Source organism: Rhizobium metallidurans (genome assembly GCF_014196505.1).
Taxonomy (GTDB): Bacteria; Pseudomonadota; Alphaproteobacteria; order Rhizobiales; family Rhizobiaceae; genus Rhizobium; species Rhizobium metallidurans.
Window position 1 is genome coordinate 249,928 of the sequence record NZ_JACIDW010000003.1, and the last position, 21,561, is coordinate 271,488.

General features: G+C 59.3%; 18 protein-coding genes and 1 tRNA gene. 17 read left to right on the forward strand and 2 right to left on the reverse strand.

The features are described from left to right. Nucleotides 1–296: 296 nt before the first annotated feature. The 13 genes from tuf (GGQ67_RS07885) to rpoC all read left to right on the forward strand — a co-directional run bounded on the left by tuf (GGQ67_RS07885) (nt 297) and on the right by rpoC (nt 15,709). Entirely contained in the window at nt 297–1,472 is a 1,176-nt protein-coding gene (gene tuf / locus GGQ67_RS07885; RefSeq protein ID WP_183899628.1) for an elongation factor Tu, read from the forward strand. 126 nt (nt 1,473–1,598) lie between these two features. Beyond that, on the forward strand, nt 1,599–1,880 hold the full coding sequence (locus GGQ67_RS07890) for a type II toxin-antitoxin system RelE/ParE family toxin (protein ID WP_183899629.1): 282 nt from the start codon (nt 1,599–1,601) through the stop codon (nt 1,878–1,880). 23 nt (nt 1,881–1,903) lie between these two features. After that, the gene (locus GGQ67_RS07895; protein WP_183899630.1) at nt 1,904–2,203 is read left to right on the forward strand and encodes a HigA family addiction module antitoxin; all 300 of its coding nucleotides are present in this window, start codon (nt 1,904–1,906) and stop codon (nt 2,201–2,203) included. A gap of 87 nt (nt 2,204–2,290) precedes the next feature. Continuing rightward, nucleotides 2,291–3,184: an NAD-dependent epimerase/dehydratase family protein gene (locus tag GGQ67_RS07900; protein ID WP_183899631.1), complete on the forward strand. Its 894-nt coding sequence runs from the start codon at nt 2,291–2,293 to the stop codon at nt 3,182–3,184. A 138-nt stretch (nt 3,185–3,322) separates the two neighbouring features. Beyond that, a tRNA-Trp gene (locus GGQ67_RS07905) sits at nt 3,323–3,398 on the forward strand. A gap of 187 nt (nt 3,399–3,585) precedes the next feature. Further along, a complete protein-coding gene (secE, locus tag GGQ67_RS07910) occupies nt 3,586–3,786 on the forward strand; it encodes a preprotein translocase subunit SecE (protein WP_183899632.1) in 201 nt (66 codons plus the stop codon). A gap of 17 nt (nt 3,787–3,803) precedes the next feature. Beyond that, nucleotides 3,804–4,334 (forward strand): transcription termination/antitermination protein NusG, encoded by a 531-nt coding sequence (gene nusG / locus GGQ67_RS07915; RefSeq protein WP_112945135.1) that lies wholly within the window; start codon nt 3,804–3,806, stop codon nt 4,332–4,334. 171 nt (nt 4,335–4,505) lie between these two features. After that, nucleotides 4,506–4,937, forward strand: a complete 432-nt coding sequence (gene rplK / locus GGQ67_RS07920; protein ID WP_183899633.1) for a 50S ribosomal protein L11 — start codon at nt 4,506–4,508, stop codon at nt 4,935–4,937. Nucleotides 4,938–4,941: 4 nt separating this feature from the next. Beyond that, nucleotides 4,942–5,634, forward strand: a complete 693-nt coding sequence (rplA, locus tag GGQ67_RS07925; protein ID WP_018902690.1) for a 50S ribosomal protein L1 — start codon at nt 4,942–4,944, stop codon at nt 5,632–5,634. Between the two features lie 325 nt (nt 5,635–5,959). Continuing rightward, the gene (gene rplJ, locus GGQ67_RS07930) at nt 5,960–6,478 is read left to right on the forward strand and encodes a 50S ribosomal protein L10 (RefSeq protein WP_018902689.1); all 519 of its coding nucleotides are present in this window, start codon (nt 5,960–5,962) and stop codon (nt 6,476–6,478) included. A 58-nt stretch (nt 6,479–6,536) separates the two neighbouring features. After that, a complete protein-coding gene (gene rplL, locus GGQ67_RS07935) occupies nt 6,537–6,914 on the forward strand; it encodes a 50S ribosomal protein L7/L12 (RefSeq protein WP_112536934.1) in 378 nt (125 codons plus the stop codon). Between the two features lie 258 nt (nt 6,915–7,172). Continuing rightward, nucleotides 7,173–11,309, forward strand: a complete 4,137-nt coding sequence (gene rpoB, locus GGQ67_RS07940) for a DNA-directed RNA polymerase subunit beta (RefSeq protein ID WP_183899634.1) — start codon at nt 7,173–7,175, stop codon at nt 11,307–11,309. A 188-nt stretch (nt 11,310–11,497) separates the two neighbouring features. Next, entirely contained in the window at nt 11,498–15,709 is a 4,212-nt protein-coding gene (gene rpoC / locus GGQ67_RS07945; RefSeq protein ID WP_183899635.1) for a DNA-directed RNA polymerase subunit beta', read from the forward strand. Between the two features lie 110 nt (nt 15,710–15,819). On the opposite strand, the gene GGQ67_RS07950 is transcribed toward rpoC, so the two are convergent. Both GGQ67_RS07950 and GGQ67_RS07955 read right to left on the reverse strand, forming a co-directional pair. Beyond that, complete coding sequence (locus tag GGQ67_RS07950) at nt 15,820–16,251, reverse strand: NUDIX hydrolase (protein WP_183899890.1); 432 nt, start codon at nt 16,249–16,251, stop codon at nt 15,820–15,822. A gap of 10 nt (nt 16,252–16,261) precedes the next feature. After that, the gene (locus tag GGQ67_RS07955; protein ID WP_183899636.1) at nt 16,262–16,555 is read right to left on the reverse strand and encodes a transcriptional regulator; all 294 of its coding nucleotides are present in this window, start codon (nt 16,553–16,555) and stop codon (nt 16,262–16,264) included. Nucleotides 16,556–17,039: 484 nt separating this feature from the next. On the opposite strand from GGQ67_RS07955, the gene rpsL reads away from it, so the two are divergent. From rpsL to tuf (GGQ67_RS07975), 4 genes are all read left to right on the forward strand, one after another. Then, a complete protein-coding gene (gene rpsL / locus GGQ67_RS07960) occupies nt 17,040–17,411 on the forward strand; it encodes a 30S ribosomal protein S12 (RefSeq protein WP_018902683.1) in 372 nt (123 codons plus the stop codon). A 77-nt stretch (nt 17,412–17,488) separates the two neighbouring features. Then, nucleotides 17,489–17,959 (forward strand): 30S ribosomal protein S7, encoded by a 471-nt coding sequence (gene rpsG / locus GGQ67_RS07965; protein WP_037187151.1) that lies wholly within the window; start codon nt 17,489–17,491, stop codon nt 17,957–17,959. A gap of 30 nt (nt 17,960–17,989) precedes the next feature. After that, nucleotides 17,990–20,089: an elongation factor G gene (gene fusA / locus GGQ67_RS07970; protein ID WP_183899637.1), complete on the forward strand. Its 2,100-nt coding sequence runs from the start codon at nt 17,990–17,992 to the stop codon at nt 20,087–20,089. Between the two features lie 67 nt (nt 20,090–20,156). Beyond that, nucleotides 20,157–21,332 (forward strand): elongation factor Tu, encoded by a 1,176-nt coding sequence (tuf, locus tag GGQ67_RS07975; protein ID WP_183899628.1) that lies wholly within the window; start codon nt 20,157–20,159, stop codon nt 21,330–21,332. The last annotated feature ends 229 nt before the right edge of the window (nt 21,333–21,561 follow it).

Below are 21,561 nucleotides of genomic sequence, written 5' to 3' on the forward strand. Positions count from 1 at the left end.
TACTACTCAGGCGCGCATTAACGAAATGTATCTCCACCCCGTCGCATGCTGGGTGCCCGATGGTTCTCTATTGCGAACTTCCATTGCAAATTCATGCCCTTGTACTCTGCCGTCGCCGATGTGGCTGCGTCATATGCCGCAACGGAGGTTGCCGATCGAATGCTTCGTTCCCATATGCGGCGGCAGTGCGGAATAGCGTCCGCAATTAAGTCTTGCGCAATTCCGCCGAAAGCCTTAAACGGCGGCACTAAACCGGTTCGCCGGGGTCATCCATTTCGTTCACAGGAAGCATTCAAATGGCAAAGAGTAAGTTTGAGCGCAACAAGCCGCACGTTAACATCGGCACGATCGGCCACGTTGACCACGGCAAGACGTCTCTGACGGCAGCGATCACGAAGTATTTCGGCGAGTTCAAGGCGTACGACCAGATCGACGCTGCTCCGGAAGAAAAGGCACGCGGCATCACCATCTCGACGGCACACGTCGAGTATGAGACGGCCAACCGTCACTATGCCCACGTTGATTGCCCCGGCCACGCCGACTACGTCAAGAACATGATCACCGGTGCCGCGCAGATGGACGGCGCGATCCTGGTTTGCTCGGCTGCCGACGGCCCGATGCCGCAGACCCGCGAGCACATCCTGCTCGCTCGTCAGGTTGGCGTTCCGGCGATCGTCGTGTTCCTCAACAAGGTCGACCAGGTTGACGACGCCGAGCTGCTCGAGCTCGTCGAGCTGGAGGTTCGCGAACTTCTGTCGTCCTACGACTTCCCGGGCGACGACATTCCTGTCGTCAAGGGTTCGGCTCTTGCCGCTCTCGAAGATTCGGACAAGAAGATCGGTGAAGACGCGATCCGCGAGCTGATGGCCGCTGTCGACGCCTACATCCCGACGCCTGAGCGTCCGATCGACCAGCCGTTCCTGATGCCGATCGAAGACGTGTTCTCGATCTCGGGTCGTGGTACGGTCGTGACCGGTCGCGTCGAGCGCGGCATCGTCAAGGTTGGTGAAGAAGTCGAAATCGTCGGCATCCGCGCCACCTCGAAGACGACGGTTACCGGCGTTGAAATGTTCCGCAAGCTGCTCGATCAGGGCCAGGCCGGCGACAACATCGGCGCACTGGTTCGCGGTGTTAACCGTGACGGCGTCGAGCGTGGTCAGATCCTGTGCAAGCCGGGTTCGGTCAAGCCGCACAAGAAGTTCATGGCAGAAGCCTACATCCTGACGAAGGAAGAAGGCGGCCGTCATACGCCGTTCTTCACGAACTACCGTCCGCAGTTCTACTTCCGCACGACGGACGTGACCGGCATCGTTTCGCTTCCGGAAGGCACGGAAATGGTTATGCCGGGCGACAACGTCACGGTTGCCGTTGAACTGATCGTTCCGATCGCGATGGAAGAAAAGCTGCGCTTCGCTATCCGCGAAGGCGGCCGTACCGTCGGCGCCGGCATCGTTGCCTCGATCGTCGAGTAATCCCTAGGATTATCCGGATATAAAGAAGGCCCTACCGGAAACGGTGGGGCCTTTTTCTATGGTCGATCGGGGGGCTTGCAACAGTTGACGTATCATCTTATGATACGTGTGAGGCTGGAGGCTCGCTTGATCAGGTCGTTCAGGGATAAGCTCACGCAGTCGGTCGCTGACGGCTCTGTGCGAAAAGGATTTCCTTCCGAGCTTATTCGGCGCGCGCAGTTGCTCTTGGCGGTCTTGGATGCCGCCTCCGGCATAGGCGATCTCCGTTCGCCGCCCGGCAATCGGCTGGAGAGATTGTCCGGTGACAGGGACGGGCAGTATTCGATCCGCATCAACAGGCAATGGCGAATTTGTTTCGTCTGGACGGACGCTGGTCCCGAGCAGGTCGAGATCACCGATTATCATTGATTGCAGGCATGGAGTTTCTGATCATGAGCACAAACAATCTGCCAGCCATCCACCCCGGGGAAATCCTGAGGGAACTCTATCTCGCACCGCTTGATTTGAAGCCATATTCGCTGGCCAAGAAACTAGGCGTCCCTCGAACGCGGATCGAACGGATCGTCGGTGAGAAGGTAGGTATCACAGCCGACACGGCCCTCCGGCTTGCCAAGTTCTTCAACACCACCCCAGAGTTCTGGATGAACCTGCAGGTGGCCTATGACATCAAGATCCAGAGCGCGGCGCTCGAGCCGGCGTTGGCTGCAATCCCCGAACTCGACGCGGCTTAACCGGACCGACATGCAGTCACGTGGACTTGCGTTGCCGACGCGACACTTTATCTATGCCTTCCATAACGAGGAATGGGAGGATATTTCATGAAGAAGCGCATTCTGTTTACGGGTGGGTCCGGCAAGGCGGGGCGTCATGCAGTGCCTTGGCTGGTCAATGCCGGATACGAGGTTCACAACATCGATCTCGTGCCGCTCGACAGCCCCGGCGTTACCAACCTGATCGTCGATATCACCGATAGCGGCCAGGTCTATGATGCGCTCTCCATGCACCGCGACTTCCCCGATCTGGAAGCGGGCAGAGGCGTTCGCCCCTATGATGCCGTCGTGCACTTCGCGGCCATCCCGCGCATTCTGATCAAGCCAGACAACGAAACCTTCCGCATCAACACGATGGGCACCTACAATGTCATCGAGGCGGCGGTTAAGCTCGGCGTGCGCAAGATCGTCGTTGCCTCCAGCGAAACCACCTATGGCGTCTGCTTCGCCGAGGGGCACCGCGATTTCCATCAGTTTCCGCTGGATGAGGACTACGACGTCAATCCGATGGATTCGTATGGGCTGTCGAAGGTGCTGAACGAGAAGACGGCGCGGGCCTTCGCCGAGCGCTCCGGCGCCGACATCTACGCGTTGAGAATAGGCAACGTCATCGAGCCGCATGAATACGAGAACTTCCCGACCTACTTCGCCAATCCCGAAATGCGCAAGCGGATCGCCTGGAGCTACATCGATGCGCGCGATCTCGGCCAGATTTGCCGTCTCTGCATCGAAAAGGACGGTCTCGGCTTTCAGGTGTTCAACGCCGCCAACGATACGGTTTCGGCCAACACGCCCACGCGCGAACTCGCCGCGCGCTACTATCCGAACGTCGGGTTTACCCGTGAAATCGGCGAATTCGAAAGCCTTCTGTCGAACCGCAAGATCAGGGAAGTGCTGGGCTTTCGCGAGGAGCACGACTGGCGTCGGTATGTGAAAGTGTGAACGCGTTCTGCGCCGATGCCAGGAATGGGAAAAAGTGAAAATCGCACTTGCCAATCTCGTCCCGGCGTCTTAAAGGGTGCGCCATGCTTCTCGACAACGCCTGACGGCTTTCGCCAACAGGCTGATCGGGAAGCGTAAAGGGGTATAGCTCAGTTGGTAGAGCGGCGGTCTCCAAAACCGCAGGTCGTGGGTTCGAGCCCCTCTGCCCCTGCCATTTCCTTGAACGAACAGCGCGGATATCCTGCAGCATTTCGCAAGAGGCTTGTACATGGCTAATTTCGTTAAACTTTGGTTCCCCTCTTGTCTAATGGGGAATCGGTGTTTATGTAGGGGTTCAACAGACACGCGGTGCGTGGGGCTGATATGATCAGCTTTACGCGCCGTAATTGCGTGGGCAGTCGATGGCATCCAAAACAAATCCGCTTACGTTTATCCGGCAGGTTCGCGCGGAAACGTTGAAAGTTACTTGGCCGTCGCGCCGTGAGACGATGATCTCGACGATCATGGTGCTTGTGATGGTTGTCTTTGCCGCGCTGTTCTTTTTCGCCGCGGACCAGTTGATCGGCTGGTTGCTGGGCTTCGTGCTCAGTTTCGGCAACTGATCGGTTGGAGATATAAGATGGCGGCACGTTGGTATATCGTCCACGCGTATTCGAATTTCGAAAAGAAGGTCGCGGAAGACATCGAGAACAAGGCCCGTCAGAAAGGTCTTGAGCATCTCTTCGAGAAGATTCTCGTCCCGACTGAAAAGGTGGTTGAGGTGCGTCGCGGCCGCAAGGTCGACAGCGAGCGCAAGTTCTTCCCCGGTTATGTGATGGTTCGCGCCAACTTGACCGACGAGGCCTACCACCTGATCAAGAACACGCCGAAGGTGACCGGCTTCCTGGGGTCCGACAATCGGCCCGTTCCGATCCCTGATTCCGAAGCCGAGCGCATTCTCGGCCAGGTTCAGGAGGGTGTCGAGCGTCCGAAGTCTTCGGTCAGCTTCGAGATCGGCGAGCAGGTCCGCGTTTCCGACGGTCCGTTCGCATCGTTCAACGGCACGGTTCAGGATGTGGACGAGGAGCGTTCGCGCCTGAAGGTGGAAGTGTCGATCTTCGGTCGCGCGACGCCGGTCGAACTGGAATACGCTCAGGTCGAGAAGGTCTGAGCTCGGATGTAAGCCGGCAACGGCTTATGTCCTCGCGGCGAAGGCCGCAAAGCGCGTGGAAGGTGAGGGCACCTTAGCCGGGTCCCAAAATCCGAACCACGCAACCGCAGCCGCCGGAGAAGTCCGGCATTATTGGTCGGGCAACCGGCCGTCAGTGAAAGGCAGAGAGTTATGGCTAAGAAAGTTGCAGGCCAGCTCAAGCTTCAGGTCAAGGCAGGATCGGCTAACCCGTCCCCGCCAATCGGCCCGGCGCTTGGTCAGCGTGGCATTAACATCATGGAATTCTGCAAGGCGTTCAACGCCGCTACGCAGGAAATGGAAAAGGGTATGCCGATCCCGGTCGTCATCACCTACTACCAGGACAAGTCCTTCACCTTCATCATGAAGCAGCCTCCGGTCAGCTACTGGCTGAAGAAGGAAGCGAAGATCACGTCCGGTTCCAAGACGCCCGGCAAGGGCGCCACCGCAGGCAAGCTCACCAAGGCTCAGATCAAGACGATCGCCGAAGCCAAGATGAAGGACCTGAACGCAGCTGATATCGAAGGTGCAATGGCGATGATTGAGGGCTCTGCCCGCGCCATGGGCCTGGAAGTGGTAGGATAAGACCATGGCAGGCAAGCGCACCAAGAAGATCAACGAAGGTGTTGATCCCACGAAGCTCTACGCTCTCGACCTCGCGATCAGCATGGTCAAGGAACGGGCTGTCGCCAAGTTCGACGAAACCGTCGAAGTATCGATGAACCTGGGTGTTGACCCGCGTCACGCCGACCAGATGGTTCGCGGCGTTGTCAACCTGCCGAACGGCACGGGCCGTGACGTTCGCGTCGCCGTCTTCGCACGTGGCGCCAAGGCTGACGAAGCCAAGGCTGCTGGTGCTGACGTTGTCGGCGCTGAAGATCTCGTCGAGATCGTTCAGGGCGGCAAGATCGATTTCGATCGCTGCATCGCGACCCCGGACATGATGCCGCTCGTCGGTCGCCTCGGTAAGGTTCTCGGCCCGCGTGGCATGATGCCGAACCCGAAGGTTGGCACCGTCACCATGGACGTCGCTGGCGCCGTCAAGGCGTCCAAGGGCGGCGCTGTCGAGTTCCGCGTCGAGAAGGCTGGTATCGTCCACGCCGGCATCGGCAAGGCTTCGTTCGACGCCAAGGCTCTTGAAGAAAACATCAAGGCCTTCGCTGACGCCGTCATCAAGGCAAAGCCGGCTGGCGCCAAGGGTAACTACGTCAAGCGCGTAGCGATCTCCTCGACCATGGGCCCGGGCGTCAAGATCGAAGTCGCTTCGGTCACGGCCGCTTAATCAAGTTTCGCCGGGCGTCAGTCCGGCTCAAGAATTCCGGCCTCGCAAGGGGCCGGAATATTCCGGAGAAATCCGGAATCCTGTCCGAGATTGCAGGTGGTTTTCCCTTAATCACTTGGCCTGCATGAGACGGGTAAGGCCCGAATTTTTGAAGCTTCGCTTCATCGATTTGGTTCGAACCTTGGATGCCTTGTGCCTCTTAGCCTTTCTGGCGCGGAGCGCGAGGGGACAGGATCCTCAAGCGTCGCTTGGGATCATTCGTGATCTCGGGAGGCAAAGGCAACCCGATGGGGCCGGTCACGGTCTCATCTACTGGAGATAGGCAGTGGAAAGAGCGGAAAAACGCGAATTCGTCACGGAACTGAACGAAGTCTTCAAGGCTTCGGGCTCGGTTGTCGTGGCCCACTATGCTGGTGCTACAGTCGCGCAGATGAACGACTTCCGTTCCAAGATGCGCGCAGCTGGCGGTACCGTCAAAGTCGCGAAGAACCGCCTGGCCAAAATCGCCCTTCAGGGTACGGAAGCGGAAGGGATCTCTGGTCTCTTCAACGGTCAGACGCTCATTGCTTACAGCAATGACCCGATCACCGCTCCGAAAGTCGTCGTGGATTTCGCCAAGACCAACGATAAGATCGTTGTTTTGGGCGGCGCCATGGGGACAACGACGCTCAACGCGGAAGCAGTCAAGTCGCTCGCGACCCTGCCTTCGTTGGACGAACTGCGCGCGAAGCTGCTGGGCATGATCCAGACTCCGGCTACCCGCATCGCAGGCGTTGTTCAGGCACCGGCAAGCCAGCTTGCTCGCGTGTTCTCGGCTTACGCCAAGAAGGACGAAGCCGCATAAGGCGGTTTTTTGCTGTTTATAAACAACCGGTTCGAACCGAACATAAGGAATTGATACAATGGCTGATCTCGCAAAGATCGTAGACGACCTGTCCTCGCTGACCGTTCTGGAAGCTGCAGAACTGTCCAAGCTTCTCGAAGAAAAGTGGGGCGTTTCCGCTGCTGCTCCGGTAGCAGTTGCTGCTGCTGGCGGTGGCGCTGCTCCGGCTGCTGCTGAAGAAGAAAAGACCGAGTTCGACGTTATCCTGGCTGACGCCGGCGCTAACAAGATCAACGTCATCAAGGAAGTTCGTGGCATCACCGGCCTCGGCCTCAAGGAAGCCAAGGACCTCGTTGAAGCCGCTCCGAAGGCTGTCAAGGAAGGCGTTTCCAAGGCTGAAGCCGCCGACATCAAGAAGAAGCTTGAAGACGCCGGCGCTAAGGTCGACGTTAAGTAATCTTGAACTGCATCTGGGAGGCTGGGTTTCCGGCCTCCCATTTGCCGTTTTCTGGAACGAATTACCCAAAAGCCGCATGAAAACGGCTTTTGGGTAATGGGTTCTTCAAGAGGATGGTCTCGAACCGAGACGCGCAGGCAATCCGGCCTCGTGATTTCGGGAAGTGAGACGAGTTTGAAGCACACATTGGTTGACGGGGTCGACTGGCCATCGGTTCCCGTCCGTTGCAGGCCCGGATGCAATTTTGAAGGAGCGACGATGGCTCAGACCCTTTCGTTCAATGGTCGTAGGCGCGTACGCAAGTTTTTCGGTAAGATCCCAGAAGTCACGGAGATGCCGAACCTCATCGAGGTTCAGAAGGCGTCCTATGACCAGTTTTTGATGGTTGAAGAGCCCAAGGGCGGTCGCCCTGACGAGGGCCTTCAGTCGGTTTTCAAGTCCGTATTCCCGATCACGGATTTCTCCGGCGCCTCCATGCTGGAATTCGTGTCCTACGAGTTCGAGCCGCCGAAGTTCGACGTCGATGAATGCCGCCAGCGCGACCTGACCTACGCCGCGCCGCTGAAGGTTACTCTCCGTCTGATCGTATTCGATATCGATGAGGATACGGGCGCGAAGTCGATCAAGGACATCAAGGAACAGTCGGTTTACATGGGCGACATGCCGCTCATGACCAACAACGGTACGTTCATCGTCAACGGCACCGAGCGCGTTATCGTGTCTCAGATGCACCGTTCGCCGGGCGTGTTCTTCGATCACGACAAGGGCAAGAGCCACTCGTCCGGCAAGCTTCTGTTTGCCGCGCGCGTCATCCCGTATCGCGGTTCCTGGCTCGACATCGAATTCGACGCCAAGGACATTGTCTACGCCCGTATCGACCGTCGCCGCAAGCTGCCGGTAACGTCGCTGCTGATGGCGCTCGGCATGGATGGCGAAGAAATCCTGTCGACCTTCTACACCAAGTCCGACTATGTTCGTGACGGTAAGGGCTGGCGCATTCCGTTTACGCCCGAGACCCTCAAGGGTGCGAAGACGATCAGCGACATGATCGACGCCGACACCGGCGAAGTCGTCGTTGAAGGCGGCAAGAAGCTGACCCCGCGTCTGCTCCGTCAGCTGTCCGAGAAGGGCCTCAAGGCTCTGCAGGCGACCGACGAAGATCTGTACGGCAACTATCTCGCCGAAGACATCGTCAACTACTCGACCGGTGAAATCTACCTTGAGGCTGGTGACGAGATCGACGAGAAGTCGCTCGCCGTCATCCTGTCGCACGGCTTCGAAGAAATCCCGGTTCTCGGCATCGACCACATCAATGTCGGCGCCTACATCCGCAACACGCTGAACGCCGATAAGAACGAGAACCGTCAGGACGCTCTGTTCGACATCTACCGCGTCATGCGTCCGGGTGAGCCGCCGACCATGGAATCGGCCGAAGCGATGTTCAACTCGCTGTTCTTCGACGCCGAGCGCTACGACCTGTCGGCCGTTGGTCGCGTCAAGATGAACATGCGTCTCGACCTCGAAGTCGAAGACACCGTCCGTGTCCTGCGCAAGGACGACATCCTGGCCGTGGTCAAGATGCTGGTCGAACTGCGCGACGGCAAGGGCGAGATCGACGACATCGACAACCTCGGCAACCGTCGTGTTCGTTCCGTCGGCGAGCTGATGGAAAATCAGTACCGTCTCGGCCTGCTTCGCATGGAGCGCGCGATCAAGGAGCGTATGTCCTCGATCGAGATCGACACGGTCATGCCGCAGGACCTGATCAACGCCAAGCCGGCCGCCGCCGCCGTTCGCGAATTCTTCGGCTCCTCGCAGCTGTCGCAGTTCATGGACCAGGTGAACCCGCTTTCGGAAATCACCCACAAGCGCCGTCTCTCGGCTCTTGGCCCGGGTGGTCTGACCCGCGAGCGCGCAGGCTTCGAAGTCCGCGACGTTCACCCGACCCACTACGGCCGTATTTGCCCGATCGAAACGCCGGAAGGCCCGAACATCGGTCTGATCAACTCGCTGGCGACCTTCGCGCGCGTCAACAAGTACGGCTTCATTGAGAGCCCGTACCGCCGCATAGTCGATGGCAAGGTGACGAACGACGTTCTTTACCTCTCCGCCATGGAAGAGGCGAAGTATTACGTCGCTCAGGCCAACGCCGAACTCGGCACCGACGGCTCGTTCGTCGACGAATTCGTCGTTTGCCGTCACGCCGGCGAAGTTATGCTCGCTCCGCGCGACAGCATGAACCTGATGGACGTTTCGCCGAAGCAGGTCGTTTCGGTCGCAGCCGCTCTCATCCCGTTCCTGGAAAACGACGACGCCAACCGCGCTCTCATGGGCTCGAACATGCAGCGTCAGGCCGTGCCTCTGCTGCGCGCCGAAGCTCCGTTCGTCGGCACCGGCATGGAGCCGATCGTTGCCCGCGACTCCGGTGCTGCCATCGGCGCCCGCCGCAGCGGCGTGGTCGACCAGGTCGACGCGACGCGTATCGTTATCCGCGCGACGGAAGACCTCGATGCCGGCAAGTCCGGTGTTGACATCTACCGCCTGCAGAAGTTCCAGCGTTCGAACCAGAACACCTGCGTCAACCAGCGTCCGCTGGTCACCGTCGGTGACGTTGTCAACCGCGGCGACATTCTCGCCGACGGCCCGTCGACGGATCTGGGCGACCTGGCACTCGGCCGCAACGCGCTCGTCGCGTTCATGCCGTGGAACGGTTACAACTACGAAGACTCGATCCTGATGTCGGAACGCATCGTCGCTGACGACGTGTTCACGTCCATCCACATCGAGGAATTCGAAGTGATGGCCCGCGACACCAAGCTTGGTCCGGAAGAAATCACGCGCGACATTCCGAACGTTTCGGAAGAGGCGCTGAAGAACCTCGACGAAGCCGGTATCGTCTACATCGGTGCGGAAGTTCAGCCGGGCGACATCCTCGTCGGCAAGATTACGCCGAAGGGCGAAAGCCCGATGACGCCGGAAGAAAAGCTTCTGCGCGCCATCTTCGGTGAAAAGGCGTCCGACGTCCGCGACACCTCCATGCGCATGCCTCCGGGCACCTACGGCACGATCGTCGAAGTTCGCGTTTTCAACCGCCACGGCGTTGAAAAGGACGAGCGCGCGATGGCCATCGAGCGCGAAGAGATCGAGCGTCTTGCAAAGGACCGCGACGACGAGCAGGCGATCCTCGACCGTAACGTCTACGGCCGTCTGATCGACATGCTGCGTAGCCAGGTCGCCATCGCGGGCCCGAAGGGCTTCAAGAAGGGCACCGAGCTTTCGAACGCCGTTGTTTCCGAATATCCCCGCTCGCAGTGGTGGATGTTCGCCGTCGAGGACGAGAAGGTTCAGTCCGAGCTCGAAGCTCTGCGTGGCCAGTACGACGAATCCAAGTCGCGCCTTGAACAGCGCTTCATGGACAAGGTCGAGAAGGTCCAGCGCGGTGACGAAATGCCTCCTGGCGTCATGAAGATGGTCAAGGTCTTCGTCGCTGTGAAGCGCAAGATCCAGCCGGGCGACAAGATGGCCGGCCGTCACGGTAACAAGGGCGTTGTCTCGCGTATCGTGCCTGTCGAGGACATGCCGTTCCTCGAGGACGGCACGCATGTCGACATCTGCTTGAACCCGCTGGGCGTGCCTTCGCGCATGAACGTCGGCCAGATCCTTGAAACCCACCTTGCCTGGGCTTGCGCCGGCATGGGTAAGAAGATCGGCGAGCTGCTCGACGAATACCGCAAGACGATGGACATCACCGACCTGAAGACGGAGCTGACGGATGTCTACGCTTCGCAGGCCAAGGATGAAGTCGCCCACTTCGACGACGACGCGCTCGTCAAGCTGGCCGAACAGTCCCGCCGTGGTGTCTCCATCGCAACGCCGGTCTTCGACGGTGCGCATGAGCCCGACGTTGCATCGATGCTGAAGAAGGCAGGTCTGCACGAAAGCGGTCAGTCGGTTCTGTACGACGGCCGCACGGGCGAGCCCTTCGACCGCAAGGTCACCGTCGGCTACATGTACATGATCAAGCTCAACCACTTGGTTGACGACAAGATCCACGCTCGTTCGATCGGTCCTTACTCGCTCGTTACCCAGCAGCCGCTGGGCGGCAAGGCGCAGTTCGGCGGTCAGCGCTTCGGGGAAATGGAAGTCTGGGCTCTGGAAGCATATGGTGCGGCTTACACGCTGCAGGAAATGCTCACGGTCAAGTCCGACGACGTCGCCGGCCGTACCAAGGTCTACGAAGCGATCGTCCGTGGCGACGATACGTTCGAAGCGGGCATTCCCGAAAGCTTCAACGTTCTCGTCAAGGAAATGCGCTCGCTGGGTCTCTCCGTCGAGCTCGAGAACTCGAAGGTTGACGAGCAGCAGACCGGCCAGTTGCCGGACGCCGCCGAGTAACCACCTGATAGGGTGCGCGCTGCCAAGCAGCGCGCACCGTCCCAGCTCTGGCCCCGTAACGTGTTGGCCGGGAAGGGACGATTTCGCCGCATTCTGCGGTTATTGTCGTTTTTCGCCATGGCGCGGCGCCCGGGATTTGCCGCTGACCATCGCAGTTTGAGGGCTTTCAGCCCATGAAGGAGACAGGCATGAACCAAGAGGTCATGAATCTTTTCAATCCGCAGCTGCCTGCGCAGAATTTCGATTCCATCCGGATCTCGATTGCGTCTCCGGAGAAGATTCTCTCCTGGTCTTATGGTGAGATCAAGAAGCCGGAAACGATCAACTATCGTACGTTCAAGCCTGAACGCGATGGTCTGTTCTGCGCCCGCATCTTCGGACCGATCAAGGACTACGAATGCTTGTGCGGCAAGTACAAGCGCATGAAGTACAAGGGCATCATCTGCGAAAAGTGCGGCGTCGAAGTCACGCTGTCGCGCGTTCGCCGTGAGCGCATGGGCCACATCGAGCTCGCCGCTCCCGTTGCCCACATCTGGTTCCTGAAGTCGCTTCCTTCGCGCATCTCGACGCTGCTCGACATGACGCTGAAGGATGTGGAGCGCGTTCTCTACTTCGAACACTACATCGTCACCGAGCCGGGCCTCACCGCGCTCAAGGAGCACCAGCTCCTGACGGAAGAAGAATACATGCTTGCCGTCGATGAGTACGGCGAAGATCAGTTCACCGCCATGATCGGCGCTGAAGCCATCTTCGAAATGCTGGCATCGATGAACCTTGAGAAGATCGCGGGCGACCTGCGCTCGGATCTGGCCGACACCACGTCGGATCTCAAGCAGAAGAAGCTGATGAAGCGCCTGAAGATCGTCGAGAACTTCATGGAATCCGGCAACCGCCCGGAATGGATGATCATGAAGGTCGTCCCGGTCATCCCGCCGGACCTGCGCCCGCTGGTTCCGCTCGATGGCGGCCGTTTCGCGACGTCCGACCTGAACGACCTGTACCGCCGCGTCATCAACCGTAACAACCGTCTGAAGCGCCTGATCGAACTGCGCGCTCCTGGCATCATCATCCGCAACGAAAAGCGCATGCTGCAGGAATCTGTGGACGCGCTGTTCGACAACGGCCGCCGTGGCCGCGTCATCACCGGCGCCAACAAGCGTCCGCTGAAGTCGCTGTCCGACATGCTCAAGGGCAAGCAGGGCCGCTTCCGCCAGAACCTTCTCGGCAAGCGCGTCGACTATTCCGGCCGTTCGGTCATCGTGACCGGTCCGGAACTGAAGCTGCACCAGTGCGGCCTGCCGAAGAAGATGGCGCTCGAGCTGTTCAAGCCGTTCATCTACGCCCGTCTCGACGCCAAGGGCTACTCCTCGACCGTCAAGCAGGCCAAGAAGCTGGTTGAAAAGGAAAAGCCGGAAGTCTGGGATATCCTCGACGAGGTTATCCGCGAGCATCCGGTTCTCCTGAACCGCGCACCGACGCTGCACCGCCTGGGCATCCAGGCCTTCGAACCGATCCTGGTCGAAGGCAAGGCCATCCAGTTGCACCCGCTCGTCTGCACGGCCTTCAACGCCGACTTCGACGGTGACCAGATGGCCGTTCACGTGCCGCTGTCGCTCGAAGCCCAGCTCGAAGCCCGCGTCCTGATGATGTCGACGAACAACATCCTGCACCCTGCAAACGGCGCACCGATCATCGTTCCCAGCCAGGACATGGTTCTCGGCCTGTACTACCTCGCGATCATGAACCAGAACGAGCCGGGCGAAGGCATGGCCTTCTCCGATCTGGGCGAACTGCATCACGCGCTTGAAAACAAGGTCGTGACGCTGCACTCCAAGATCCGCGGCCGCTTCAAGTCGATCGACGAGGATGGCAAGCCCTACTCGAAGATCTATGAAACGACCCCTGGCCGTCTGCTCATCGGCGAACTCCTGCCGAAGAACGGCAAGGTGACCTTCGACATCTGCAACCAGGAAATGACCAAGAAGAACATCTCCAAGATGATCGACACGGTCTACCGCCATTGCGGCCAGAAGGACACGGTCATTTTCTGCGACCGCATCATGCAGCTCGGCTTCACCCACGCCTGCCGCGCCGGCATTTCGTTCGGCAAGGACGACATGGTTATCCCGGACTCGAAGGCTAAGATCGTCGGCGACACCGAAAACCTGGTCAAGGAATACGAGCAGCAGTACAACGACGGCCTGATCACTCAGGGCGAGAAGTACAACAAGGTCGTTGACGCCTGGGGCAAGGCAACCGAAAAGGTCGCCGAGGACATGATGGCCCGCATTAAGGCTGTCGAGTTCGACCCGAGCACCGGTCGTCAGAAGCCGATGAACGCCATCTACATGATGTCGCACTCCGGTGCCCGTGGTTCTCCGAACCAGATGCGCCAGCTGGGCGGCATGCGCGGCCTGATGGCCAAGCCGTCGGGTGAAATCATCGAGACGCCGATCACGTCGAACTTCAAGGAAGGTCTGACCGTCAACGAGTACTTCAACTCGACCCACGGTGCTCGTAAGGGTCTTGCGGACACCGCTCTGAAGACGGCGAACTCGGGTTACCTGACCCGTCGTCTCGTCGACGTCGCGCAGGATTGCATCGTCAACCTCGTGGATTGCGGCACCGACAAGGGCCTCACCATGACCGCCATCGTCGATGCCGGTCAGGTCGTGGCGTCGATTGGTGTTCGCGTTCTCGGTCGTACGGCGCTTGACGATATCGATCATCCGGTTACCGGCGAACGTATCGTCGATGCCGGCAAGATGATCCTCGAGCCCGATGTCATCGAGATCGAAAAGGCTGGCATCCAGTCGATCCGTATCCGTTCGGCACTGACCTGCGAAGTTCAGACCGGCGTTTGCTCGATCTGCTACGGTCGCGACCTTGCCCGTGGTACACCTGTCAACATGGGCGAAGCCGTTGGCGTCATCGCCGCGCAGTCGATCGGTGAACCTGGCACGCAGCTCACCATGCGTACGTTCCACCTTGGTGGTACGGCGAACGTGGTCGACCAGTCGTTCCTCGAAGCATCGTACGAAGGTACCGTGCAGATGAAGAACCGCAACCTGCTGCGCAACTCTGACGGCGTTCTCGTCGCCATGGGCCGCAACATGGCGGTCACCATTCTCGACGAGCGTGGCGTAGAACGCTCTTCGCAGCGCGTCGCCTACGGTTCCAAGCTGCACGTCGATGACGGCGACAAGGTCAAGCGCGGCCAGCGTCTGGCCGAGTGGGATCCGTACACCCGTCCGATGATGACGGAAGTCTCGGGTATCGTTCAGTTCGAGGACGTCGTCGACGGTCTCTCCGTTCTGGAAGCGACCGACGAATCCACGGGTATCACCAAGCGTCAGGTTATCGACTGGCGCTCGACCCCGCGCGGTTCGGACCTCAAGCCGTCGATCGTCATCATGGATGCCAACGGCAGCGTCATGAAGCTGCCGCGCGGTGCCGATGCCCGCTTCCAGCTCTCGGTTGACGCCATCCTGTCGGTCGAGCCCGGTCAGAAGGTTTCCCAGGGTGACGTGCTTGCACGTTCGCCGCTGGAAAGCGCCAAGACCAAGGACATCACCGGTGGTCTGCCGCGTGTTGCCGAACTGTTCGAAGCTCGTCGTCCGAAGGATCACGCCATCATCGCAGAGATCGATGGTACGATCCGCCTCGGCCGCGACTACAAGAACAAGCGTCGCGTCATCATCGAGCCGGCGGAAGACGGTGTCGAGCCGGTCGAGTACCTGATCCCGAAGGGCAAGCCGTTCCATCTGATGGAAGGTGACTATATCGAAAAGGGTGACTACATCCTCGACGGTAACCCCGCGCCGCACGACATCCTGGCGATCAAGGGCGTCGAAGCTCTGGCTTCGTACCTCGTCAACGAAATCCAGGAAGTCTACCGCCTGCAGGGCGTTGTCATCAACGACAAGCACATCGAAGTGATTGTCCGTCAGATGCTGCAGAAGGTGGAAATCACCGATGCGGGCGACTCGACCTATATCGTCGGTGACAACATCGACCGGATCGAGCTCGAGGACGTCAACGACGGCCTGATCGAACAGGGCAAGAAGCCTGCCTATGGCGAGCCGGTTCTTCTCGGCATCACCAAGGCATCGCTGCAGACGCCGTCCTTCATCTCCGCCGCGTCCTTCCAGGAAACGACGAAGGTGCTGACGGAAGCGGCGATCGCCGGCAAGACCGATGGCCTGCAGGGTCTGAAGGAAAACGTCATCGTCGGCCGCCTCATCCCGGCCGGTACCGGTGGCACGATGACCCAGATCCGCCGTATCGCGACGTCGCGCGACGAGTTGATCCTCGAGGAACGCCGCAAGGGCACGGGCGCCGATGTCGCGACCCCGATGCTTCAGGATCTGGCTGGCGAAAGCGCACCGGCCGCCGAGTAATCGGCGCCCGGTCTCAGGACCAGGTATCAGGAATTGAAAACCGCCCGGAGCGATCCGGGCGGTTTTGTCGTTTCAGGCCGTTGAAGTCGGAAGCGGGGAGGGCGCGGCGATCAGTCGATCATCGGCAGGCAGTGTTCCATGCCGTAGCCGAGCCGGGCTTTCGCTTGCGCGAAGTCGATCCAGAAGAAGCGAAACTGGATGGGATCGCCGCCGCTGAACGGCGTCAGCTCATGATGCAGCCATGTCTCGGCATGGCCGTCCTCGAGCTCGACATGATAATAGTGCCGGCGGTGCCATGCGACACCGCCGGTCTTCAGCGAAAACCGGTAGTCGTGCACGGCAAGCGGGGTGAGGGGATTGGGTGGCGTCAATCCGGTCTCTTCGACAAACTCGCGGACGGCGGCCTCGGCCACATCCTCTTCGGGTTCCACCGTTCCGCCCGGCACCTGCCAGAGCACGTCGGGAAAGTCCGGTTCGTCGAAAACGAGAAGCCGGTCGCCCGAAGTGGCGTAAATCAGCACCTTCAGCGCATCCGGCTCCATCATCTCGGGCTCAGCTGAAGCGGATGATCGCGACTTCGCCTTCGACCGCGCCCTTATAGGCGGATGCGTGCGGCTCTTCTTCCGGAACGTCGGTCAGCATGCCGATCTGGTCCAGGTCGGCCTCGATGAAACCCTCCTCCGACAACGCGTTTAGCGCCTCGCGAACCGCGCTGTCGTCGTCGGCTGCCTTCAGCATGATGTGCAGATCGACGCCTTCGCCGCCATCGGTCTCGTATCCCTTGCCGATGATGATGAAGACCATCGGGCCTTCGTTGTTGTTGTCGTTGTCCGGGCTGGTAATCATTCTTCGTCCTTCGATTCGAGATTTGAATCTCATTTCAGGCACTTGGCCTGTGCAATCTGTGATTCCTTAGCCGCTTTCGCTGCAATGCCCAAGTTTATCTTGGCCACCGCACGCGATTTTGTCTAAAAGGTCCGGGCGAGGGCTGAAAGGCCGCGTTTCAAGGCCTTCCCGGGAAGATTATTTGTTAACAGCCTTGACGAGACGACGGGAAACCAGTAGTACCCGCGCCATCGGAACCCATGTGAGGCATGGCCATCTGGGGCGACACGCCCTCGATATCACCTCAAACAAGGTTCGAAACGCACGTTGAAGATATGTTGCCTGCACGCATGACGCATTTCTTTTGCGTCCTCTGCTCTTTGTGGTCCATCTGCTAAAACAGATCGGGCCACGTTTTGCGCATTGAGACAGGCGTGTGATCTTGCCGGAGACGGCGTGAGTTACGCCCGCAAGGGTTTGAGATTTAAACGTAAGGGATGGTTGAATGCCTACCGTAAACCAGCTGATCCGCAAGCCGCGCCAGCCAAACGTAAAGCGTAACAAGGTTCCTGCTCTGCAGGAAAACCCGCAGAAGCGTGGTGTTTGCACCCGCGTCTACACCACGACCCCGAAGAAGCCGAACTCGGCTCTCCGTAAGGTTGCCAAGATCCGTCTGACCAATGGCTTCGAAGTCATCGGCTACATTCCTGGCGAAGGTCACAACCTGCAGGAACACTCTGTCGTCATGATCCGTGGCGGCCGCGTGAAGGACTTGCCGGGTGTGCGTTACCACATCATCCGCGGCGTTCTCGATACCCAGGGTGTCAAGAACCGCAAGCAGCGCCGCTCCAAGTACGGTGCGAAGCGTCCGAAGTAATTCGGACTTTTGTAAATTCGGCGCTGCGTGAGGTCCTCCGCGTGATAAAGCGCCTTAACGGTTAAGAGACGAGAAGTATGTCCAGACGTCACAGAGCAGAAAAGCGCGAGATCAACCCGGACCCGAAGTTCGGCGATCTCATCGTCACCAAGTTCATGAATGCGATCATGCTTGACGGCAAGAAGTCCGTCGCTGAAAGCATTGTTTACGGCGCATTTGACTCCGTAGCGAGCAAGTCGAAGCAGGAGCCGCTGGTTGTTTTCCACGCCGCCCTCGACAACATTGCTCCGCACGTAGAAGTCCGTTCGCGCCGCGTTGGTGGTGCTACGTACCAGGTCCCGGTTGATGTTCGTCCCGAGCGTCGCCAGGCCCTCGCAATTCGCTGGCTGATCACTGCCGCCCGCAAGCGCAATGAGACGACGATGGTCGATCGCCTTTCCGGCGAACTTCTCGATGCATCCAACAACCGTGGTAGCGCCGTCAAGAAGCGCGAAGACACGCACAAGATGGCTGATGCCAACCGTGCGTTCTCGCATTATCGCTGGTAATCCCGAACGGTTCCCGAAAGGCAGTCCATTATGGCTCGCGAATATAAAATCGAAGACTACCGTAATTTCGGTATCATGGCGCACATCGACGCCGGCAAGACGACGACGACCGAGCGTATCCTTTACTATACCGGCAAGTCGCACAAGATCGGCGAAGTGCACGATGGCGCCGCCACGATGGACTGGATGGAGCAGGAGCAGGAGCGTGGCATCACGATCACGTCCGCTGCGACCACGACCTTCTGGAAGGGTCGCGACGGCAAGATGCGTCGCTTCAACATCATCGACACCCCCGGCCACGTCGACTTCACGATTGAAGTCGAGCGTTCGCTGCGCGTTCTCGACGGGGCTGTTGCCCTTCTCGATGCCAACGCCGGCGTAGAGCCGCAGACGGAAACCGTCTGGCGTCAGGCTGAGAAGTACAACGTTCCGCGCATGATCTTCTGCAACAAGATGGACAAGACCGGCGCTGACTTCTACCGCTCGGTAGAAATGATCAAGACCCGTCTCGGCGCGACCGCGGTTGTCATGCAGCTCCCGATCGGCGCAGAGTCCGAGTTCAAGGGCGTTGTCGACCTGATCGAGATGAACGCTCTCATCTGGCGCGACGAGTCGCTCGGCGCCCAGTGGGACGTCGTCGAAATCCCTGACGACCTGAAGGAAAAGGCTGCCGAATATCGCGAAAAGCTGATCGAGACCGTTGTCGAGATCGACGAAGCCGCGATGGAAGCCTACCTCGAAGGCACCATGCCGGACAACGATCAGATCCGCGCGCTTGTCCGTCGCGGCACGATCGACGTCAAGTTCCACCCGATGTTCTGCGGCACCGCCTTCAAGAACAAGGGCGTTCAGCCGCTGCTCGACGCCGTTGTCGACTACCTGCCGTCGCCGATGGACATCCCGGCGATCAAGGGTATCGACTTCAAGACCGAAGCCGAAATCGAGCGTCATGCCGACGACGCCGAGCCGCTTTCCATGCTCGCGTTCAAGATCATGAACGACCCCTTCGTCGGTTCGCTGACCTTCGCTCGCATCTACTCCGGCAAGCTCGAAAAGGGCGCGTCGGTCATGAACACGGTCAAGGACAAGCGCGAGCGCGTCGGCCGCATGCTGCAGATGCACTCGAACTCGCGTGAAGACATCGAAGAAGCCTTCGCGGGCGACATCGTTGCTCTCGCCGGTCTCAAGGAGACCACCACTGGCGATACGCTCTGCGATCCGCTGAAGCCGGTTATCCTCGAGCGCATGGAATTCCCCGAGCCGGTCATCCAGATCGCGATCGAGCCGAAGACCAAGGGCGACCAGGAAAAGATGGGCCTCGCGCTCAACCGTCTGGCTGCTGAAGACCCGTCCTTCCGCGTGAAGACTGACCAGGAATCCGGTCAGACGATCATCGCCGGCATGGGCGAACTTCACCTCGACATTCTCGTCGACCGCATGCGTCGCGAATTCAAGGTTGAAGCGACCGTTGGTGCGCCGCAGGTTGCTTACCGCGAGACGATTACCCGTCAGACGGAAAAGGACTACACCCACAAGAAGCAGTCGGGTGGTACCGGTCAGTTCGCACGCGTCAAGATCATCTTCGAACCGAACCCCGATGGCGAAGACTTCAAGTTCGAATCCAAGATCGTCGGCGGTTCTGTTCCGAAGGAATACATCCCCGGCGTTCAGAAGGGTATCGAAAGCGTTCTGTCGTCTGGTCCGTTGGCTGGCTTCCCGATGCTGGGCGTCAAGGCGACCCTCATCGACGGCGCCTTCCACGACGTCGACTCGTCGGTTCTGGCCTTCGAAATCGCATCTCGTGCATGCTTCCGTGAAGCTGCCCGCGAAGCCGGTGCCCAGCTCCTTGAGCCGATGATGAAGGTCGAAGTCGTGACGCCGGAAGACTACGTCGGCGACGTCATCGGCGACCTGAACTCCCGCCGTGGTCAGATCCAGGGTCAGGAAAGCCGCGGTATCGCTGTTGTCATCAACGCGAACGTCCCGCTGGCCAACATGTTCAAGTACGTCGACAACCTGCGCTCCATGTCGCAGGGCCGCGCCCAGTACACGATGACCTTCGATCACTATGCGCCGGTCCCGTCGAACGTCGCCACCGAGATCCAGGCAAAGTATTCCGGTCAGAAGTGACCGGAATACCAATTGACCGATAACAAGAATTAAGTCCCTCGCGGACTTGCAAGAATGGAGAGCCTAAATGGCAAAGAGCAAATTTGAGCGCAACAAGCCGCACGTTAACATCGGCACGATCGGCCACGTTGACCACGGCAAGACGTCTCTGACGGCAGCGATCACGAAGTATTTCGGCGAGTTCAAGGCGTACGACCAGATCGACGCTGCTCCGGAAGAAAAGGCACGCGGCATCACCATCTCGACGGCACACGTCGAGTATGAGACGGCCAACCGTCACTATGCCCACGTTGATTGCCCCGGCCACGCCGACTACGTCAAGAACATGATCACCGGTGCCGCGCAGATGGACGGCGCGATCCTGGTTTGCTCGGCTGCCGACGGCCCGATGCCGCAGACCCGCGAGCACATCCTGCTCGCTCGTCAGGTTGGCGTTCCGGCGATCGTCGTGTTCCTCAACAAGGTCGACCAGGTTGACGACGCCGAGCTGCTCGAGCTCGTCGAGCTGGAGGTTCGCGAACTTCTGTCGTCCTACGACTTCCCGGGCGACGACATTCCTGTCGTCAAGGGTTCGGCTCTTGCCGCTCTCGAAGATTCGGACAAGAAGATCGGTGAAGACGCGATCCGCGAGCTGATGGCCGCTGTCGACGCCTACATCCCGACGCCTGAGCGTCCGATCGACCAGCCGTTCCTGATGCCGATCGAAGACGTGTTCTCGATCTCGGGTCGTGGTACGGTCGTGACCGGTCGCGTCGAGCGCGGCATCGTCAAGGTTGGTGAAGAAGTCGAAATCGTCGGCATCCGCGCCACCTCGAAGACGACGGTTACCGGCGTTGAAATGTTCCGCAAGCTGCTCGATCAGGGCCAGGCCGGCGACAACATCGGCGCACTGGTTCGCGGTGTTAACCGTGACGGCGTCGAGCGTGGTCAGATCCTGTGCAAGCCGGGTTCGGTCAAGCCGCACAAGAAGTTCATGGCAGAAGCCTACATCCTGACGAAGGAAGAAGGCGGCCGTCATACGCCGTTCTTCACGAACTACCGTCCGCAGTTCTACTTCCGCACGACGGACGTGACCGGTATCGTTTCGCTGCCGGAAGGCACGGAAATGGTTATGCCTGGCGACAACGTCACGGTTGCCGTCGAGCTGATCGTTCCGATCGCGATGGAAGAAAAGCTGCGCTTCGCTATCCGCGAAGGCGGCCGTACCGTCGGCGCTGGCATCGTTGCCTCGATCGTCGAGTAATCATTGAGATCGGCCGTCTCGAAAGGGACGGCCGCTTCGATGACATTATTATGAAGCAAGTGGCTTTAGCCGCTTGCTTATTACAGAGAAATACGGCACATGGCGCGCAAGCGCTGTTTGCGTGCTGCTTCGTCGTTTCGAAGCGGCAGACTGAAACTAACATAAAGGTGGCCGAAAGGCCTGAAGACTGGATAGGGATGCCGGTTTCCGACGTCCCTCTCGATCTTTG

Excerpts from the sequence above, each read along its gene's own strand:
- fusA (WP_183899637.1), top strand. The coding sequence starts at position 17,990 with ATGGCTCGCGAATATAAAATCGAAGACTACCGTAATTTCGGTATCATG.
- secE (WP_183899632.1), top strand. The coding sequence starts at position 3,586 with ATGGCATCCAAAACAAATCCGCTTACGTTTATCCGGCAGGTTCGCGCG.
- tuf (WP_183899628.1), top strand. The coding sequence starts at position 20,157 with ATGGCAAAGAGCAAATTTGAGCGCAACAAGCCGCACGTTAACATCGGC.
- tuf (WP_183899628.1), top strand. The coding sequence starts at position 297 with ATGGCAAAGAGTAAGTTTGAGCGCAACAAGCCGCACGTTAACATCGGC.
- rpoC (WP_183899635.1), top strand. The coding sequence starts at position 11,498 with ATGAACCAAGAGGTCATGAATCTTTTCAATCCGCAGCTGCCTGCGCAG.
- nusG (WP_112945135.1), top strand. The coding sequence starts at position 3,804 with ATGGCGGCACGTTGGTATATCGTCCACGCGTATTCGAATTTCGAAAAG.
- rpsL (WP_018902683.1), top strand. The coding sequence starts at position 17,040 with ATGCCTACCGTAAACCAGCTGATCCGCAAGCCGCGCCAGCCAAACGTA.
- GGQ67_RS07950 (WP_183899890.1), bottom strand. The coding sequence starts at position 16,251 with ATGGAGCCGGATGCGCTGAAGGTGCTGATTTACGCCACTTCGGGCGAC.
- GGQ67_RS07900 (WP_183899631.1), top strand. The coding sequence starts at position 2,291 with ATGAAGAAGCGCATTCTGTTTACGGGTGGGTCCGGCAAGGCGGGGCGT.
- GGQ67_RS07895 (WP_183899630.1), top strand. The coding sequence starts at position 1,904 with ATGAGCACAAACAATCTGCCAGCCATCCACCCCGGGGAAATCCTGAGG.
- rpsG (WP_037187151.1), top strand. The coding sequence starts at position 17,489 with ATGTCCAGACGTCACAGAGCAGAAAAGCGCGAGATCAACCCGGACCCG.
- rplK (WP_183899633.1), top strand. The coding sequence starts at position 4,506 with ATGGCTAAGAAAGTTGCAGGCCAGCTCAAGCTTCAGGTCAAGGCAGGA.
- rplL (WP_112536934.1), top strand. The coding sequence starts at position 6,537 with ATGGCTGATCTCGCAAAGATCGTAGACGACCTGTCCTCGCTGACCGTT.
- rpoB (WP_183899634.1), top strand. The coding sequence starts at position 7,173 with ATGGCTCAGACCCTTTCGTTCAATGGTCGTAGGCGCGTACGCAAGTTT.
- GGQ67_RS07955 (WP_183899636.1), bottom strand. The coding sequence starts at position 16,555 with ATGATTACCAGCCCGGACAACGACAACAACAACGAAGGCCCGATGGTC.
- rplA (WP_018902690.1), top strand. The coding sequence starts at position 4,942 with ATGGCAGGCAAGCGCACCAAGAAGATCAACGAAGGTGTTGATCCCACG.